This is a genomic window from Streptomyces collinus Tu 365 (genome assembly GCF_000444875.1).
Taxonomy (GTDB): domain Bacteria; phylum Actinomycetota; class Actinomycetes; order Streptomycetales; family Streptomycetaceae; genus Streptomyces; species Streptomyces collinus_A.
Genome location: NC_021985.1, coordinates 7,857,242 through 7,874,416 on the forward strand (window position 1 = coordinate 7,857,242; position 17,175 = coordinate 7,874,416).

Consider the following 17,175-nt stretch of genomic DNA (forward strand, 5'->3'; position numbering starts at 1 on the left):
CCGCACCGCTCGCCGACGGCCCCCGTGAGCACTCGGATCAGCGTGGTGAAGCCAGCGATTGGGGATCTTGGTGACCGGAACATTCGATTGGACGGACGTCGAGTTCGACCTGTCCGACGTCAACTTCGTGACCGACCGCGAGGCGGGGGAGCGCTGGACAGGCGCGCCCCGGCCGGTGTGCCCGGGCCGCTTCTCCGACGGCGCCGACGTCTACGTCGTCACCCGTTACGAGGCGGTCCGCAGCCTCTTCGCCGATCGCCGGGTCAGCAACCACCCGCCGGAGGGCGTCCACCTCGACAGCATGCGCCGTCGCGGCGTGCCCGAGGAACTGCTCAAGTACTTCGACTCGACGATCATGACGATGGTGCCGGAGGACCACCGGCGCGTGCGCTCCCTGATCGACCGGGCGTTCTCGGTGCGCCGGGTCAAGTCCCTGCGCCCCCGGATCGAGCGGCTCGCGGACCAGTTGCTCGACCAAATGGACCCCGAAGGCGAGACGGACCTCGTCGCCGGGTACGCCCACCCGATCTCCACCACGGTCATCTGCGAACTCCTCGGCGTCGACGACGAGTACCGCGACCAGTGGCTGAAGTGGTCCGAGGCGTTCACCACCTTCGTCCGCCCCGACCCGGAGATCCTGCCGCCCGCGCTCCACGGCATGGTCGACACGGTCATCCGGCTGATAGGCGCGCGCCGCGCCCAGCCCGGCGACGACCTGATCTCCGACCTGGTCCAGATCAGCGACGAGACCGAGAAGCTCGACGAGGTCGAACTCGTCGCCCTGGTCCTGGTCCTGGTGCAGGCCGGCCTCGACACCGTCCGGCACTCGATCTCGCTCAGCTTCTTCAACCTCCTGGTCCACCCCGACCAGCTGGAGCTGGTCAAGTCGCACCCGGAGAACACCGTCCAGGCGGTCCGCGAGCTGATGCGCTACTCCGGTCCGATCAAGATGGCCCTGCCGCGCTTCGCCGCGGAGCCGATCGAGATCGACGGGGTGACCATCCCCAAGGACGGCCAGATCCAGCTCGTGGTCGGCGCCGCCAACAACGACCCTGAGCGGTTCACCGACCCGCGCGTCCTCGACGTCACCCGCGCCGACAACCCCCAGCTCAGCTTCGCCGCCGGCGACCACTTCTGCCCGGGGGCGTCGCTGGCCACGGCGGAGACCGAGATCGCGCTCAACAAGCTGTTCGCGCGCTACCCCGACGTGCGCCTGGCCGCCGACCCCGACGAGGTCGGCCCGCGCTTCCTGAAAGCCGTCACACGACTGCCCGTCCAGCTCGTGTGACCACCGTTTCCATGCCCGACAACGAACAGCAGGATGAGTTTTGTTGCAAAGAGTATTAGGAACGCAGTACCTGACGCCCCTGCGTGAGGGCGGATCGCTGCCCGGCCTGGTGGAGGCCGACAACGACGGCATCTACGTCGTGAAGTTCCGCGGCGCGGGCCAGGGCACCGCGGCCCTGGTCGCGGAGATCGTCGTCGGCGAACTCGGCCGGCGACTGGGGATCCGTGTCCCCGAGCTCGTCACCATAGACATCGACCCGGAAATGGCGCGCCGCGACCCCGACCAGGAGATCCAGGAGCTACTGCGGGCCAGCGCCGGCGAGAACCTGGGCATGGACTTCCTGCCCGGGTCGGTCGGTTACGACGGGGTCGGATGGGAGCCGCCCGCCGAGGAGGCCGCCAGGATCTACTGGCTGGACGCGCTGACCGCCAACGTCGACCGCAGCTGGTCCAACCCCAACCTGATCATCTGGCACCGCCGGCTCTGGGCCATCGACCACGGTGCCGCACTGCTGTTCCAGCACTCCTGGCCGGCCGTCGCCGCCTGGGCCGAGCGCCGCTACGACCTGTCCCAGCACGTGCTCGCCGACTTGGTCGCTACCCTCGCCCCGGCCGTTCTCGCCAAACTGGACGCCGAACTCGCCGAGGCGGTGACCGCCGAGACGCTGACCGAGATCACCGCCCTGGTCCCGGACAGCTTCCTGCTGGGCATGAACTCCGTGCCCCAGGACGCGGACCCCGCCGACCTGCGGCGGCGCTACGTGGACTATCTGCTCACCCGATGCGCCGGACCCCGCGCGTGGTGGCCGGAGGAGGACGCATGACCACCGCCACGCCGTCCCTCCTCGGCTTCGACTACGCCCTGCTGCGCGCCGTCCCGCGAGTCGACCGCAGCGAGCGGATCAACGTCGGGGCGCTGCTCTACTGCCCCGGCGCCGACTTCCTCGGCGCCGCGATCCACGTCGACGCCGACCGGCTTCGCGCGCTGGACCCCGACATCGACATCGAGATGGTCACGGCGGCCCTGGACACCATCCGCGCGGTGTGCGCGGGCGGCCCCGAGGGCGGTCCCGCCGGGTCCGGCACGCGCGGGGCGCGCTTCGGCTGGCTCACCGCACCCCGCAGCACCGTGATCCAGACCAGTCCCGTGCACGGCGGACTCACCACCGATCCGGCCGCCGAACTCAAGCGCCTGATGGGACGGCTCGTGCACTGACCGGGCGGCGGCCCGCCGGTCCCCCCGCTTCCGCAGTCGCGTACACGGAGGAGCACAGATGCAAGACATCATCGACGCCGTTCTCGACCCGGACACCCGGCCGGAGGACTTCGCCGCGCTGCCCGTCCCGGAGAGCTACCGCGCCGTGACCCTGCACGCGGACGAGGTCGAGATGTTCGTCCGGGTCGCGGCCGAGGACCGCGATCCGCGCCGGTCGATGCACCTCGACGAAGTCGCCGTGCCCCAGGTCGGGCCCGGCGAGGCGCTGGTGGCGGTGATGGCCGGCTCGATCAACTACAACACCGTGTGGTCCGCGCTCTTCGAACCGCTGCCGACGTTCACGTTCCTGGCCCGGTACGGCCGCCGCTCGCCCCTGGCCCGGCGGCACGACCTCCCCTACCACGTCATCGGCTCCGACCTCTCCGGAGTCGTGCTGCGTACCGGGCCCGGCGTGTTCGCGTGGAACCCCGGCGACGAGGTCGTCGCGCACTGCCTGTCGGCCGAGTTGGAGGCGCCCGACGGGCACAGCGACACGATGCTCGATCCGGACCAGCGCATCTGGGGGTACGAGACCAACTTCGGCGGCCTGGCACAACTGGCGCTGGTCAAGGCGAACCAGCTGATGCCCAAACCGGCGCACCTGACCTGGGAGGAGGCCGGCACACCCGGTCTGGTCGCCTCCACCGCGTACCGGCAACTGGTCTCCCGCAACGGTGCCCGGCTGAAGCAGGGCGACAACGTGCTCATCTGGGGCGCGTCCGGCGGCGTGGGGGCGTTCGCGACGCAGTTCGCGCTGGCCGGCGGCGCCAACCCGATCTGTGTGGTGTCCAGCCCGGCCAAGGCCGCCATCTGCCGGGCGATGGGCGCCGACGCGATCATCGACCGTGCCGACGAGGGCTACACCTTCTGGAAGGACGAGTACACCCAGGACCCGGCGGAATGGAAACGGTTCGGCCGCCGGATCCGGGAGCTCACGGGTGGGGAGGATCCCGACATCGTCTTCGAGCATCCCGGCCGGGACACCTTCGGCGCCTCGGTGTACGTCACCCGCAAGGGCGGCACCATCGTCACCTGTGCCTCCACCTCCGGCTACCGCCACGAGTACGACAACCGCTACCTGTGGATGTCGCTGAAGCGGATCGTCGGATCGCATTTCGCCAACTACCGGGAGGCATGGGAGTCCAACCGGCTCATAGCCAAGGGCAGGATCCACCCCACCCTCTCCCGCACGTACACCCTGGAACACGCCGGTCAGGCAGTCGACGACGTGTACCGCAACCGGCACCTCGGCAAGGTCGGCGTGCTGGCCCTGGCACCGCACGAGGGGCTGGGCGTCCGTGACACCGCGATGCGCGAGCGGCATCTCGACGCGATCAACCGCTTCCGGCAGACGAACCGCACGCCTACAGGGAAGGGAAACAAATGACCGACGAAGACCTCGTCACGGTCCACTCCGATGCCGATCTCGACCGGGTCTGCAGTCTCCTCGACCAACATGGTGCAGTCGTCGTGGAGGAGTTCCTGGACCCCGACACTCGACAGGCGCTGTGGACCGACCTGGGTCCCGCGCTGGAGAAGTTCGGCTACGGCGACAACGACTTCTCCGGCCACAAGACCAAACGGATGTCCTCGCTGTTCGCCCGTAGCCGGCACATGGCCGCCGTCGCGCTGCACCCGTTGTTCCTCGGGGCTGCCCGCCGGCTGATACAGCAGCCCGTGCCGGTGTGGTTCAGCGGTCAGCAGGTGAACATCTCACCCAACATCCAGGTCAGCGCGACCCAGGTGATCCAGATCTGGCCCGGCGAGGGCGCGCAGTGGCTGCACCGCGACGACACCTCGCATCTGCGGCCCTACCCCGCACCCACCACCCGGGTCCAGGTCATGGTCGCGATGACCGATTTCACCGCGGAGAACGGCGCGACCATGACGATCCCGGGAAGTCACCGCTGGGACGACGAGCGGGCACCGCAGCGCGACGAGGCGGTGCCGGCCGAGATGCCGGCCGGATCAGCGCTGATCTGGCTCGGCGGTCTGTATCACGGCGGCGGCCGTAACGCGTCCACCGAGCCGCGTACCGGGCTGACCCTCTCCTACATCGCCGGCAATATGCGACAGGAGGAGAATCAGTATCTCGCCGTGCCGATGGATGTGGTCCGCGAGTACCCCGAGGAGTTGCAGCGGCTGCTGGGCTACGACGTCTGTCCTCCCTTCCTCGGCTGGTACGAATCCAGCAACCCGCACACCCTGCTCGCCGAGCGCGCCGGTTGACGAGCCGCCCGTCGGCCGTCAGGGACAGCCCGGATCGACCGCCCTGATGCTCAGCCGTCCGTCTCCCCAGGGGCGTTGAACGAGATCCAGACATCAGGAGGCAGTTCGGGCCGCCCTGGGATCGGTCGGCGTTCCTCGGTCCACGCGTCGTCGGAGATCTCCGTGGCGACGCGACGCCAGAAGTGCACAGCGGCGATGTTGGCATCCTGGAACGCGACTTCCCACGAGCCTGGGTGTCTGGCCGCGATCTCCTGAACAGCGTGCAGCCCGATCCCTGTCCGCCGTGCACCACGCACCACGAAGAAGCTGTTCAGCACCCGTGTCGGGGCGGTCAGACCGCGGACGAACGCGAAGCCGGCCGGTCGGTCACCGCTTGTGAGGAGGTACGGCGCCCAGTCGGGCTCGGAGAAGGCCATGTGGAGCCGGTCGCTGCGGAAGGTTCCGTCAGCGTTCGGCAGCAGATTGCCCAACTCCGACATGTCATGGCGGAACATCAGCCAGAGCCGCTCCACCACGGGGCGGTCGGCGGTGTTCGCGAGACGAACGGATACGTCTGGCACGTGACTCCTTTGCAGAGGTGGCCTGTTCGATGAGCGCTGGTCCCCGGACGAGCGGCGCCAGGGCATGAAAAAAGCCTTCCTGGACGGATGTCGTATCCGGGCCAGGAAGGCTCATTAGTGACGGTGAGCTTAGCAGGTGAGCGCAGCACGGTGACCGCCTGGGGCCATCCGTCCGTCGCTCGATCGGAAGATGCTCTTCGTGGACGATGCCTTCACGCGGACGGCCCAGGCTGAGCCTGCTCAGCACGGAGGAGGGCGGACGTCGGACCGCCTTCTCCGGGCAGGGGCAGCTGGGGCCGCTCTGGGACATCGGCAACCTGGCGCCCGATGGCGGACAGCCGGTCAGTCCGGGCTGGTCGCGTAGCGACCACAGATGGAAAGATGGCCGGCATGACGATCAACAGAAAGGCCCATGCCGCGTAGGCGGCCTGGTCGCGTCCGGGCCGAGTTGCCGCGCCGACGCCGGAAGCATGACGACACCACGGCCATCCGTGGCCTCTCCTCGGCCGCGCTCGCCGAGGTTCGACGGATCCAACGTCAGAAGAAGTACTTGTGGCCAGGCTCGATCGAGTCGGCGATGGTGCGCTGGCGGAGTTTCGTCCACCAGCCGAACCGACGGTTGTTGGAGTACCAGAGTGATGGCTGTACGGAGTGGGCCTGTTGCGGTGATCCGCGGCAGGCCCGCGAGTTCCTCGAAGCGGTGATACTGGCGATGTCCCGCCGCCGGTCGCGCGAACTCCGCAGCCTTGTCGAGGCTTTGGACCGACGATACTGATGCGAGGCAGCGCCGCTGTCACAAGCACTGCCGCGTCTCAGTCAACAAGGTCTCTCGCTGTGTAGTTGGCCAGCCCCAGGGTAAGCAGGGGCGGCACCAGTGCGTTCAGATACCAGGCCAGGTCCGTGAAGGCTGGTGCTGCGGGGAGGCTCCGCCGGTCGATCGTCGGGATGAAGGAGCAGTGCGATCGGCCTGCGTAAAAGAGCAGTTGGCCACCGGTTTCCGCAGTTGAGTGATAGATGCAGACACCGACGTGGTGGTCGACGTGGGCCGGTGAATCCACCAAGGCCAGCACCTCAGCTGCCTGCTCGGTGGAAGTCGACTGCCAGTCGAAGAGGTCGTCGTCTTCGACCACGTAGGAGATCCCGAGCGGTTCCTGCAGCGACCACCCCTCACCGGCCAGAGCTCGCACCACGGCGTCTACCGTGACGGCGCGTGCGAACGCGAGATCGATGTCGGCACTTCTGGACATGCGCGGCTCCTGCGATGGGGGTGATCGTCGTCAGGAGCCCAACACGACCATGAACCGTGTCTCAGCGTGCGCAGGTCGCGAAAATCAAGCCGGAGTCGGTTCTCGTGCACCAGCTACACCTACAACGACGCACAGGAACTCACCGGCGAGTGCAGCACCAGCGGAAGCTGGCCCTGCCAGCCGTCGGCCTTGATCCACCAGCCTGATCCTGAACGACTGTGCACGCGGCCTGGGTTCGCAGGGCAGGGCTGTCGAGTCCGGCAACGAGTGCATCACAGGCGCCGGTGACGACATCGGTTGCCCGGATCTCGCCCGTGCTCCAAAGGAGGGCACGGTCCTGCAGGGCGAGTGCTGCTGCTTCGGTCGACATCACGAATCCTCCACTACGCCGCGAGCGACGGCGGGGGATGACGCACAGAGGCGGGCGTCGCCGCCTTGGGTGACCTGGTCACCGGGAGACCGCGTGCGCTGTCGTTCGTGTCACGGGTTGCGGGGACCAGTAGGTCGGGACTGTTTCCGGTGCACGGCATGCATTTAGCGTGGCATTCGCCCCAGAGGGAACAGGTGCCGTGCGTCAGAAAAGGCGTGACGGTCGAGGGAGTTGTCTTGGCCACTCACGTTTCGGTCGCCCCGGTGGTTCCGGGAGAACCGTTCACCACGTCATCCGCAGAGCCACCCGTCGATGTCTTCCGGGCCTCCCGGGCGCAGCAGCGGATGTATTTCCTCCAGGAGTTGCAGGGCGGCATGCCCACTTATCACATGCCGGTCTTCTGCGCGTTCGACGCGGACGTCGACGTCGAGGTGGAGCTGCTGCGGGCCTGCGCCCAGCGGCTGGTCGACCGGCACGAGGCGCTGCGCACCCGGTTCGTGCTGGCGGACGGCGAGCTGACGCAGTGCGTCGACGCCTCCGCGCGGCTCGACTGGTCGGTGGAGACGGCGGACGGCGCCGGCGACGGCGCCGTGCGGCGCTGGATGGAGGCCCAGTACCGGCGGCCCTTCGACCTCGCCGCCGGCCCGCTGTTCCGGGCCGCCCTGCTGCGCCGCCCCGAAGGCGCCGTGCTGGCGCTCGGAATGCACCACATCGTCGGTGACGGATGGTCCGCGGGAATTCTGCTGCGGGAAATGCTGGAGGACTACGCCGCCGCCACGGACGAATCCGGGGCGCCGGTTCGGGTCGGAGAGCCGGAATTCCAGTACGCCGATTTCTCCGAATGGCAGGAGGAATGGCTGCGCGGTCCCGCCGCCGAGCGACAGCTCGCCTACTGGGCGGAACAGCTGGGCGGCGAACTGCCGACCTGCGGGATCCCCGCCGACCACCGCCCGGCCGTCGGGTCCGCCTCCCACGCCCTCGCCCCCCGCACCGCCGCCACGCACGAAGTCCCGTTGCCCGACGCCGTGCTGCAACGGCTCGACCAGGTCTGCCGGGACACCGGCAGCACCCGCTTCATGGCGCTGCTCGCCGCCTTCCAGGTGGTGCTCGGCCGCTGGTCCGGCAGTGAGGACGTCCTCGTCGGCACCCCCGTCGCAGGTCGCAACCGCACACAGTTCGCCGACACGGTCGGTCTGTTCGTCAACACCCTCGTGATTCGCTCGGACCTGACCGCGGACCCCGGCTTCCGCGATCACGTGGCCGCCGTGCGGGACACCGTCGCGGACGCTCAGGACCACCAGGACCTGCCCTTCGAGCGGATCGTCGAACACCTCAACCCCGGACGCACCACGGACCGGGCCCCGTTCTTCGACGTGCTCTTCGGCTTCCACGACGAGGACGACACCACGGCCGGGCTGCCAGGCCCCCGCGTCCGCCTGCTGGAAGGCCCCACCGCCGCCGCGAAGTTCGACCTGACCTTCGATGTCGTGCGGTCGCGCGGCGGCCTGCACCTGCGTCTGGAGTACCGGGCCGACCTCTACGAAGCCGCGACCATCGAGCGGTTCACCGGGCACTATCTGCGGCTGCTGGACGCCGCCGTCAGCGCCCCGCAGCTGCCCCTGTCCGCGCTCCCGATGCTCTCGGACGCCGAACAACTGCCCCTGACCTCCCCGCGGCCCGCCACCGCCGCGCAGGCTCCCGAGCGCTGCGCCCACGAGATCTTCGCCGAGCACGCCGGCCGGACACCCGACGCGGTGGCCGTCACCGACGGCACCCGTCAGCTGTGCTACGGCGACCTCGACCGCCGAGCCAACCAGGTGGCCCACCGCCTGCGCGCCCTCGGCGTCGGCCCCGGCACCCTCGTCGGCCTGTGCGTACCCCGGTCCGCCGAACTCGTCGTCGGCCTGCTGGGCATCCTCAAAGCAGGGGGCGCGTACCTGCCGCTCGACCCGGACAGCCCGCCGGAGCGGCTGCACCACATAGTCGGCGACGCCGGCCTCGCGCACGTCGTCGGCACCACCGGCACCCGCCCGCTGTGGGACGTTTCCGGCCTGCGCGCCGTCGATCTGGAGGCCGACGCGGACGGGCTGGACCGGCTGCCCGCGACGGCCCCCCGCAGCGGGGTCACCCCCGACGACCTCGCCTACGTCATCTACACCTCCGGCTCCACGGGACGCCCCAAGGGCACCCTGGTGCCGCACCGCAACATCACCCGTCTGTTCTCCGCCACGGACCACTGGTTCGGGTTCGGCGCCGACGACGTGTGGACCCTCTTCCACTCCATCGCCTTCGACTTCTCCGTGTGGGAACTGTGGGGCGCCCTGGCCCACGGCGGCCGGCTCGTCGTCGTGCCGTACGTCACGAGCCGTTCCCCGCAGGAGTTCCACCGGCTGCTGTGCGAGGAGCGGGTCACCGTCCTCAACCAGACGCCGTCCGCCTTCCACCAGTTCGACCGCGCCGACGAGCTGAGCCCGCGGCAGGACCGGCTCGCGCTGCGGCAGGTGGTGTTCGGCGGCGAGGCCCTGGACGTCGCCGCCCTGCGCGGCTGGTTCCGGCGGCACGGCGACACCGCGCCCCGCCTGGTGAACATGTACGGCATCACCGAGACCACCGTGCACGTCACCTACCGCCCCCTGACCGCGCGCGACGCCGAGGAGGGCCGCGGCAGCGTCATCGGCGTGCCCATTCCCGACCTGCGGCTGCACCTGCTGGACGACCGCGGCAGAGCGGTGCCTCACGGAGCCGTGGGCGAGCTGTACGTCGCCGGGGCGGGCCTCGCCCGTGGCTACCTCAACCGCGCCCGGCTGACCGCCGAACGCTTCCCCACGACGGCCTCGGGGGAGCGGCGCTACCGGACCGGGGACCTCGCCCGGCTGCGCGCGGACGGTGAACTGGAGTACCTGGGCCGCATCGACGACCAGGTCAAGCTGCGCGGTTTCCGCATCGAGCTGGGCGAGATCGAGGCGGCCCTCACCGCCCACGCCGGGGTCCGCGCCGCCGTGGCCCGTGTCGTCCGCGACGCCACCGGGAGCCCGGTCCTGACCGGGTACGTCGTACCGGCCCCGCACACCGGGGCGGACGGCACCGGCCCGCTCAGCGTCGACGACCTGCGCGCGCACCTCGCCGCGCGGCTGCCCGACTACATGATCCCCGGCGCCTTCCTCACCGTCCCCGCCTTGCCGCTCACCGGCAACGGCAAGGTCGACCGGCGCGCCCTGCCGGCACCGGGTACCGAGGGAGCGGTCGCGCTGGGGTCGGCGGCGGCGCACGAACCGGTGAGCGGCCCGGTCGAGACGGCCCTCGCCGAGATCTGGCAGGAGGTCCTCGGACACCCGCGGATCGGCGCGCTCGACAACTACTTCGCCCTCGGCGGCGACTCCATCCGGTCGCTGCAGGTGCTCGCCCGCGCCCGCGACCGCGGACTGCGCTTCACCGTGGCCGACCTGATGCGGCACCAGACGGTGCGCGGGCTCGCCGGGGCTGTCGACGCGGAGCCGGACGCACCGGCCGACCCGCCGTCGTACCGGCCCTTCTCCCTGCTGGGCGACGCCGACCGGGCCGCCCTGCCGCAGGGACTGGAAGACGCCTACCCGATGACCCGGCTCCAGGCCGGGATGCTCTTCCACAGCGATCTGCCCGCCGGTACCGGCCGCGTCTACCACAACGTCGGCTCGTACCACATCCAGGCGCCCTGGTCCGAGGACGCCTGGCGGCGCACGGTCGCCGAGGCCGGCGCCCGGCACGAGATGCTGCGCACCTCCTTCGACCCCCACGGCTTCGGCGAACCCCTCCAACTCGTCCACCGCGACGCCCGCCCCCGCATCACCTTCGAGGACCTGCGCGAACGGGACGCCGCCGGGCGGCAGGCGGCCGTCGCCGCGCGGTACGAAGCCGAACGCGCCAATCCGTTCGCCTGGGACGAGGCGCCGCTGATCCGCTTCCATGTGCAGCGCCGCACCGACACGGCCTTCCAGCTGTTCATCGCCGAGCACCACGCCGTCATGGACGGCTGGAGCGAGCGCTCCCTGCTCACCGAACTCCTCTCCCGCTACGTCGAGTTGTGCGCCCCCGGGGACGGCGCGGCACCGTCGGCCCCCGCACCCCGCTCCCGCTTCGCCTCGTTCGTCGCACTGGAGCGGGACGCGCTCGCCGACCCCGCTGCGCGCGCCTTCTGGGACGAGGTGACGCAGGACGCCCCCGTGACCCGCCTGCCGCGCAGCGCCACCACCGGGGGAGCGCCACGTATGACCTGGCACCACGCCCCGCTGCCCGGCGGACTCCACGAGCGGCTGTCCGCGCTCGCCGCCGCGCTCGGCGTGCCGCTGCGCACCGTGCTGCTCGCCGCCCACACGCGGGTCATGGCCCTGATGGGCGGCGCGGACGAGATCACCACCGGCGTCGTGGTCAACGGGCGCACGGAGGAGGCCGACGGCGACAAGGTCGTCGGAGCCTTCCTCAACACGCTGCCCTGCCGCCTCACCGTCACCCGGGAGAGCTGGCGGGACCTCGTGCGCCGCGTCGCCGAACTGGAGCTGCGGGCGCACGAGCACCGGCGCTACCCGCTCGCCGAGATCGTCCGCCGCAACGGCGGGACGGCACCGTTCGAGACCTTCTTCAACTACACCCACTTCCACGTCGAACACGACGGGCCGTCCGCCGGGACGTTCACCGTCCTGGAGGAGACCGGCGAAGCCGCCACGGACATGGCGTTCGGCGCGGAGTTCTCCCGCACCCCCGACGGGCGCGCCCTGGAACTGGGCCTGCGGTACGACGCGGCACGGTTCACCGCCGAGCGGATGGCCGCGCTGCACGACTCCTACACGGCGGCGCTGCGGGCGCTGGCCGACACACCCGACCTGGACTGCACCGAGGCCGACCTGGTGCCGCCGCAGGACCACCGCCGGCACGCCGTGTGGAACGACACCGCGCGGCACTACGACGCCCCGCACACGCTGACCGGGCTGATCGAACGGCAGGTCCGGCGAACGCCCGACGCGCCGGCTGTCCGCTTCGAGGGCACCGCACTCGGCTACCGGCAGCTCGACGAGGCCGCCGAACGCCTCGCCGCGCGACTGCGGGCCCTCGGCGCCCGGCCCGGTGCCTTCGTGGGCCTGCTCATGGACCGCTCCCTCCTGCTGCCGGTCGCGCTGCTCGCGGTGCTCAAGTCCGGTGCCGCGTACGTGCCGCTGGACCCCGACCACCCCGAGGCGCGCACCCGGGCGCTGCTCAGCCAGGCCGGCATCGGCCTGGTCGTCGCGGACGGCCGCCGGGCGGGGGCGCTGCGGGCGGCCGGCCCTGCCGACGCCCCCACGGTGACCGTCGTCGTCCCCGACGAACCGGGCCCCGCAGCGGACTCCGCCGCCGTCCCCGTGACCGCCGCGGGTCCGGACGACCCCGCCTACATGATCTTCACCTCGGGCTCGACGGGCACTCCGAAGGGCGTGGTGGTCGCCCACCGCGCCATCGCCAACCGCCTGCTGTGGATGCAGGAGGCCTACGGGCTGAACCCCGGCGAACGCGTCCTGCAGAAGACGCCGTACACGTTCGACGTGTCGGTGTGGGAGTTCTTCTGGCCCCTGCTCACCGGCGGCGTACTCGTCCTTGCCCGCCCCGGCGGCCAACGCGACCCCGCCTACCTGGCCGGTCTCGTCGCCGAGGAGGGCGTCAGCACCGTGCACTTCGTGCCGTCCATGCTCGACGTCTTCCTCGACGACCCGCTCGCGGTCCGGCGCGCCGCCGGTCTCACCCGCGTGCTGTGCAGCGGCGAGGCCCTGCCCCACGAGGTGCAGACCCGCTTCCTCGACCTGCTCCCGCACGTCGAGCTGCACAATCTGTACGGGCCGACGGAGGCCGCCGTCGACGTCACCGCGTGGCACTGCCTGCCCGGCGCCGGGGACACCGTGCCGATCGGCCGGCCCATCGCGAACATGCGCACCCATGTGCTGGACGCACGCCTGCGCGAGGTTCCGACGGGCGTCACGGGCGAGCTGTTCCTCGAAGGGGTCGGACTGGCCCTCGGCTACCACGGGCGCCCGGACCTGACCGCCGAACGGTTCGTGCAGCTCACCGGCGCCGACGGCGTCACCCGGCGCCTGTACCGCACCGGCGACCTCGCCCGGCACCGGACGGACGGCGCCCTGGAGTACGCCGGGCGCACCGACCACCAGATGAAGATCCGCGGCTTCCGCGTCGAGCCCGGCGAGATCGAGGCCGCCCTCGCCGAGCACCCCGAGGTCCGCGCCTGCGCCGTACTGCTCCACGGCGAACGTCTGACCGGCTACGTCGTGCCCACCGGTGACACCGGTGACACCGCTGACATCGGCGGCACCGGCGGCACCGCGGCGGACGAGGCCGCGGCCGGGGCGGCTCTCGATACCTACGCCCGCACCCGGCTCCCGCGGCACATGGTGCCGTCGGCGTGGGTGCTGCTCGACGCGCTGCCCCTGACCCGCAACGGCAAGCTCGACCGGGCGGCCCTGCCCGCCCCGGACCCGGCGCACGCGGTCCGCCGGACCCCGTCCCGCCCGCCACGCGGCGCCACCGAGACCCGTCTCGCCGGTCTGTGGGAACAGATCCTCCGCACCGGACCCGTCGGCGCCGACGACGACTTCTTCGCCGCCGGCGGCCACTCGATCGACGCCCTGCGCCTCATCGGCCGGATCAACGAGGCGTTCGGTGAGCGCCTGTCGGTGGCCACCGTGATGGAACACCCCACCGTCGCCCGGCAGGCGCAGGCCCTGCGCGCCCGCCGGCGATCCGGCACGGCGGACACCGTCGTCCGCATCCGGCCGGACGGCGACCTGGATCCGCTCGTCCTCGTCCACCCCGTCGGCGGCAACGTCCTGTGCTACCGCTCCCTCGCGACGGCGCTGCGACCGGGCCGGCCGGTGTACGGCCTGTCGGCGCCCGGGCTGACGACCGCCGCCCCGGACGGCGCCGGGGACGCGGGCGTGCAGGAGCTCGCGGCCGTCCACGTCGCGGCCCTGCGCACCGTCCGCCCCCACGGGCCGTACCACCTGGCCGGCTGGTCCCTCGGCGGGTTGCTCGCCTACGAGATGGCCCACCAGCTCCGCGCCGACGGCGAGGAAGTGGCCACGCTCACCCTGCTCGACACCGCCTACCCCGGGACCACGGACGTGCCCGCCGACGGCATCGCACTTCTGGAGTGGTTCCACGACGACCTCGCCCGCTCCGCGGGCGCCGACCCAGGCGCCGCCGCACGGGACGCCCTGCGCGCCGCGCTGGAGGCGGCGGACGGCACCCCGGCCCAGCTGCGGGCCGTCGCCGCAGCCCTCGCCGTGGACGGCCGCGTGCCGGCCCTCGACACGGCCGCACTGGCCCGGCACCACGCCGTGTTCCGCACCGGACTGCTGGCCGCCTCCCGCTACCGGCCGCCCGTGGCGTCGGGCACCGTCCACTTCCACCAGAGCACCACCGGTGCCGCGCTGCACTCCGCCGACCGGTGGGCGACACGAGTGCCGGACGGTCTCGTGCGCCACGACAGCGACGCCGACCACTACGCACTGGTCAGGGCCCCCCACGTGCGGGCCGTCGCCGCCGCCCTCGACGCCGCCCTCGACGCCGCTCTCGGCCCGGCCGCCCGGCCGGACGGGCACCGCGTCCGGTGATCCCCGACGCCGCACCGGTCACCCCTTCACCGGGCCCCACCACCCCACCGCACAGAACGGACACCGTCACCGTGACGAGTCAGCCCCCGGCGCCCGCCGCCGAACTCAGCGGCCGCATCCGCGGCGGGCCGAGCGACCTGCTGCACGACGAGGTACTCGCACCCCAGTTCCGGTTCGAGGTCCGCCACCTGCTGGGCCACTACATCGCCATCGAGAAGACCCTGGCGGCCGAGTACGCCCGGATGGCGCTGCTCACCGAGGCAGAGGCCCGCACCGTCACCGCCCTGCTGGACGAGGTGGGGCCCGGGGCCCTCACCGCACGGCCCGACGCCAACATGTCGGACATCGCCTTCGCCCTCGAACGCCACGTCACGGCCCGGCTGCCGGCCCCCGTGCCCCACTGGCACGTCGACCGCAGCCGCAACGACCTCCAGGCCTGCGCGCAGACGATGTTCGGCCGCGAGCAGGTGGTCCGCCTCGCCACCGCCCTGCTCGACCTGTGCTCCGTCGTCCTCGCCCGCGCCGAGGAGACCCGCGGCCTGCCCATGCCCGGCTACACGCACTTCCAGGCCGCGCAGATCATCACCCCCGGCTTCCACCTGTCCGCTCTCGCGGAGCAGCTGCTGCACACCCAGCGGCGGCTGCTGCACACCTACGACGGGATGAACACCTGCCCGCTGGGCGCCGGCGCGATGGCCGGACAGGAACTGCCCTGGGACCGCACGCGGATGGCCCGCATGCTGGGCTTCGACCGCCCGCAGCCCAACGCGCTCACCGCGGTCGCCTCGCGCCGCTGGAGTGCCGAGGCCACCGCCGAACTCGGCCTGCTCGGCGCCGCCCTGAGCCGCTTCGTCACCGACCTGCTCACCTGGGGCGGCAGCGAGTACGGCTTCATCGAACTGCCCGACGACCTGTCCGGCATCTCCTCGGCGATGCCGCAGAAGAAGAACTACCCCGTCCTGGAACGCATCCGCGGCCGCACCGCCCACCTCGGCGCCTTCCACACCGACGTCCTCCTCGGGCAGCGCAACACCCCCTTCTGCAACCTGGTGGAGGTCTCCAAGGAAGCCGGCACCCACGTCCTGACCGCGTTCGACTCCGCGCACGGCACCGTCCGGCTGCTCACCGAGGTGGTCCGCCGCGTCGCGTTCCGGGCCGATCGCATGCGCGCGGTGTGCACACGCGAGTACCTGGGCGGCTTCAGCCTCGCCAACGCCCTCACCCTCACCGAAGGGGTGCCGTGGCGGACCGCGCAGGTCGTCGCCGGCAAGTACATCGTGAGCGCCGCCGAGGCCGGCGTACCGCCCCATCCGGGCGCGCCCGCACTGCTGACCCGGGCCGCCGCCGAGCACGCGCTCACTCTCGCCGACCCGGCGCGGCTGCTCGCCGACGCCTTCGACGTCGATCGGGGCCTCGCCCGCCTCGCCTGTGAGGGCTCCGCCCACCCCGACGCCGTGGCGCAGGCACTGCGCGCCCAGCAGGACACCCTCGAGGGACTGCGCGCCGCCTGGCAGGAGAGGTCCGACGCCGTCGTCGCGGGAGCCGCCGAGACGGCCCGCGCACTCGGCCCGGCCGGACCGCAGGACGCCCACCGGCCGGAAACGGGGGAGCGCTGATGCCGCCCGCTCCGCTGAGCGGCCCGGCCGCCGCCCCCGCCGCTCCGGCACCGGTCACCGGCACCGGGTACGCCTTCGGCACCTTCGGCGAACTCCTCCAAGGCGCCCTGCCCGCCCCCGACGGCGACTTCCTCGTCACCTTCCCGCTGGCCCGCTGGGCCACCGCCGTCTTCCACCCGGCCCGGGCCGCACGGACCGTACACGTCACGCCCGCGCACAAGGGCAAGTCCCGGCGGGTGGCGGAAGCCGTCCTGGCAGCGCTCGGCGAGAACGACGGCGGACTGCTGGAACTCGGCGGCGACCTGCCCGAGGGCAAGGGCATGGCCAGTTCCTCGGCCGACCTGGTCGCCACCGTGCGGGCCGTCGGCGCCGCGTACCGGCGCACGTTCAGCCCCGCGCAGACCGAGGCCTTCCTGCGCGGCGTCGAACCCGCCGACGGCGTCATGTACGACGAGATCGTCTGCTTCCACCACCGGGCCGTCCGGCTCGGCCGCAGACTCGGCACGCTGCCCCCGCTCACGGTCGTCGCCCACGACGAGGGCGGACAGGTCGACACCGTCGCCCACAACCGGGCCGCCCCGCCCATCGGGCCTGCCGAACGCCACGAGTACGCCCGGCTGCTGGACCGGCTCGGCGACGCCGTCGCCACGGGTGACGTACCCGCCGTCGGCGAGGTCGCCACCCGCAGCGCCGAACTCAACGACCGCCGACGCGCCCGCGCCGGATTCGGCGTCCTGCGCGCGCTGTGCCACGACGTCGGCGGCCACGGCCTGGTCCTGGCCCACAGCGGCACCCTGCTCGGCGTCCTCCTCGACACCCACGATCCCGAACTCGACGCCAAGGCACGGCACATCCGTGCCGGCTGCGCACCGCTCGGCGGCGAGGTCACCGTGCACCGCGCGCTGGGCGCCGGGGACGCCTGGAGCCCCGGCCCGTACCCGGCCGTCCCGGCCGGCTCCACCACCCACCGACGGGAGACCTGA

Annotated in this window: 10 protein-coding genes; 8 read left to right on the plus strand and 2 right to left on the minus strand. The window is 71.9% G+C overall.

Annotated elements, in window-relative coordinates:
* Positions 1-70 precede the first annotated feature (70 nt).
* Genes B446_RS33785 through B446_RS33805 form a run of 5 tightly spaced genes read left to right on the plus strand, consistent with a single transcriptional unit; the run spans position 71 to position 4,771 of the window.
* Positions 71-1,288 carry a cytochrome P450 family protein gene (locus B446_RS33785; RefSeq protein WP_020937641.1) on the plus strand — a complete coding sequence of 406 codons (1,218 nt, stop codon included), beginning with the start codon at positions 71-73 and terminating at the stop codon, positions 1,286-1,288.
* Between the two features lie 43 nt (positions 1,289-1,331).
* Positions 1,332-2,111, plus strand: coding sequence for a HipA family kinase (locus tag B446_RS33790; protein WP_237751110.1), 780 nt, complete (start codon positions 1,332-1,334; stop codon positions 2,109-2,111).
* Positions 2,108-2,503 (plus strand): DUF3037 domain-containing protein, encoded by a 396-nt coding sequence (locus B446_RS33795; protein WP_020937639.1) that lies wholly within the window; start codon positions 2,108-2,110, stop codon positions 2,501-2,503. The genes B446_RS33790 and B446_RS33795 overlap by 4 nt, the downstream gene beginning before the upstream one ends.
* A 58-nt stretch (positions 2,504-2,561) precedes the next feature.
* Positions 2,562-3,929, plus strand: a complete 1,368-nt coding sequence (gene ccrA, locus B446_RS33800; protein WP_020937638.1) for a crotonyl-CoA carboxylase/reductase — start codon at positions 2,562-2,564, stop codon at positions 3,927-3,929.
* Positions 3,926-4,771 (plus strand): phytanoyl-CoA dioxygenase family protein, encoded by an 846-nt coding sequence (locus tag B446_RS33805; protein WP_020937637.1) that lies wholly within the window; start codon positions 3,926-3,928, stop codon positions 4,769-4,771. The genes ccrA and B446_RS33805 overlap by 4 nt, the downstream gene beginning before the upstream one ends.
* Positions 4,772-4,821: 50 nt before the next feature.
* On the opposite strand, the gene B446_RS33810 is transcribed toward B446_RS33805, so the two are convergent.
* Entirely contained in the window at positions 4,822-5,331 is a 510-nt protein-coding gene (locus tag B446_RS33810) for a GNAT family N-acetyltransferase (RefSeq protein ID WP_020937636.1), read from the minus strand.
* 812 nt (positions 5,332-6,143) lie between these two features.
* Entirely contained in the window at positions 6,144-6,578 is a 435-nt protein-coding gene (locus B446_RS33820; RefSeq protein ID WP_020937634.1) for a hypothetical protein, read from the minus strand.
* A gap of 528 nt (positions 6,579-7,106) precedes the next feature.
* Between B446_RS33820 and B446_RS33825 the strand changes: the two genes are divergently transcribed.
* The 3 genes from B446_RS33825 (at position 7,107) to B446_RS33835 (ending at position 17,175) form a co-directional block, all read left to right on the plus strand.
* On the plus strand, positions 7,107-14,576 hold the full coding sequence (locus B446_RS33825) for an amino acid adenylation domain-containing protein (protein ID WP_148305713.1): 7,470 nt from the start codon (positions 7,107-7,109) through the stop codon (positions 14,574-14,576).
* A 71-nt stretch (positions 14,577-14,647) separates the two neighbouring features.
* On the plus strand, positions 14,648-16,192 hold the full coding sequence (locus B446_RS33830; protein ID WP_052352101.1) for an argininosuccinate lyase: 1,545 nt from the start codon (positions 14,648-14,650) through the stop codon (positions 16,190-16,192).
* Positions 16,192-17,175, plus strand: coding sequence for a GHMP kinase (locus B446_RS33835; protein ID WP_020937631.1), 984 nt, complete (start codon positions 16,192-16,194; stop codon positions 17,173-17,175). The genes B446_RS33830 and B446_RS33835 overlap by 1 nt, the downstream gene beginning before the upstream one ends.

Coding starts and splice junctions, on each gene's coding strand:
- B446_RS33795 (WP_020937639.1), top strand. CDS start 2,108: ATGACCACCGCCACGCCGTCCCTCCTCGGCTTCGACTACGCCCTGCTG.
- ccrA (WP_020937638.1), top strand. CDS start 2,562: ATGCAAGACATCATCGACGCCGTTCTCGACCCGGACACCCGGCCGGAG.
- B446_RS33805 (WP_020937637.1), top strand. CDS start 3,926: ATGACCGACGAAGACCTCGTCACGGTCCACTCCGATGCCGATCTCGAC.
- B446_RS33820 (WP_020937634.1), bottom strand. CDS start 6,578: ATGTCCAGAAGTGCCGACATCGATCTCGCGTTCGCACGCGCCGTCACG.
- B446_RS33825 (WP_148305713.1), top strand. CDS start 7,107: ATGCATTTAGCGTGGCATTCGCCCCAGAGGGAACAGGTGCCGTGCGTC.
- B446_RS33835 (WP_020937631.1), top strand. CDS start 16,192: ATGCCGCCCGCTCCGCTGAGCGGCCCGGCCGCCGCCCCCGCCGCTCCG.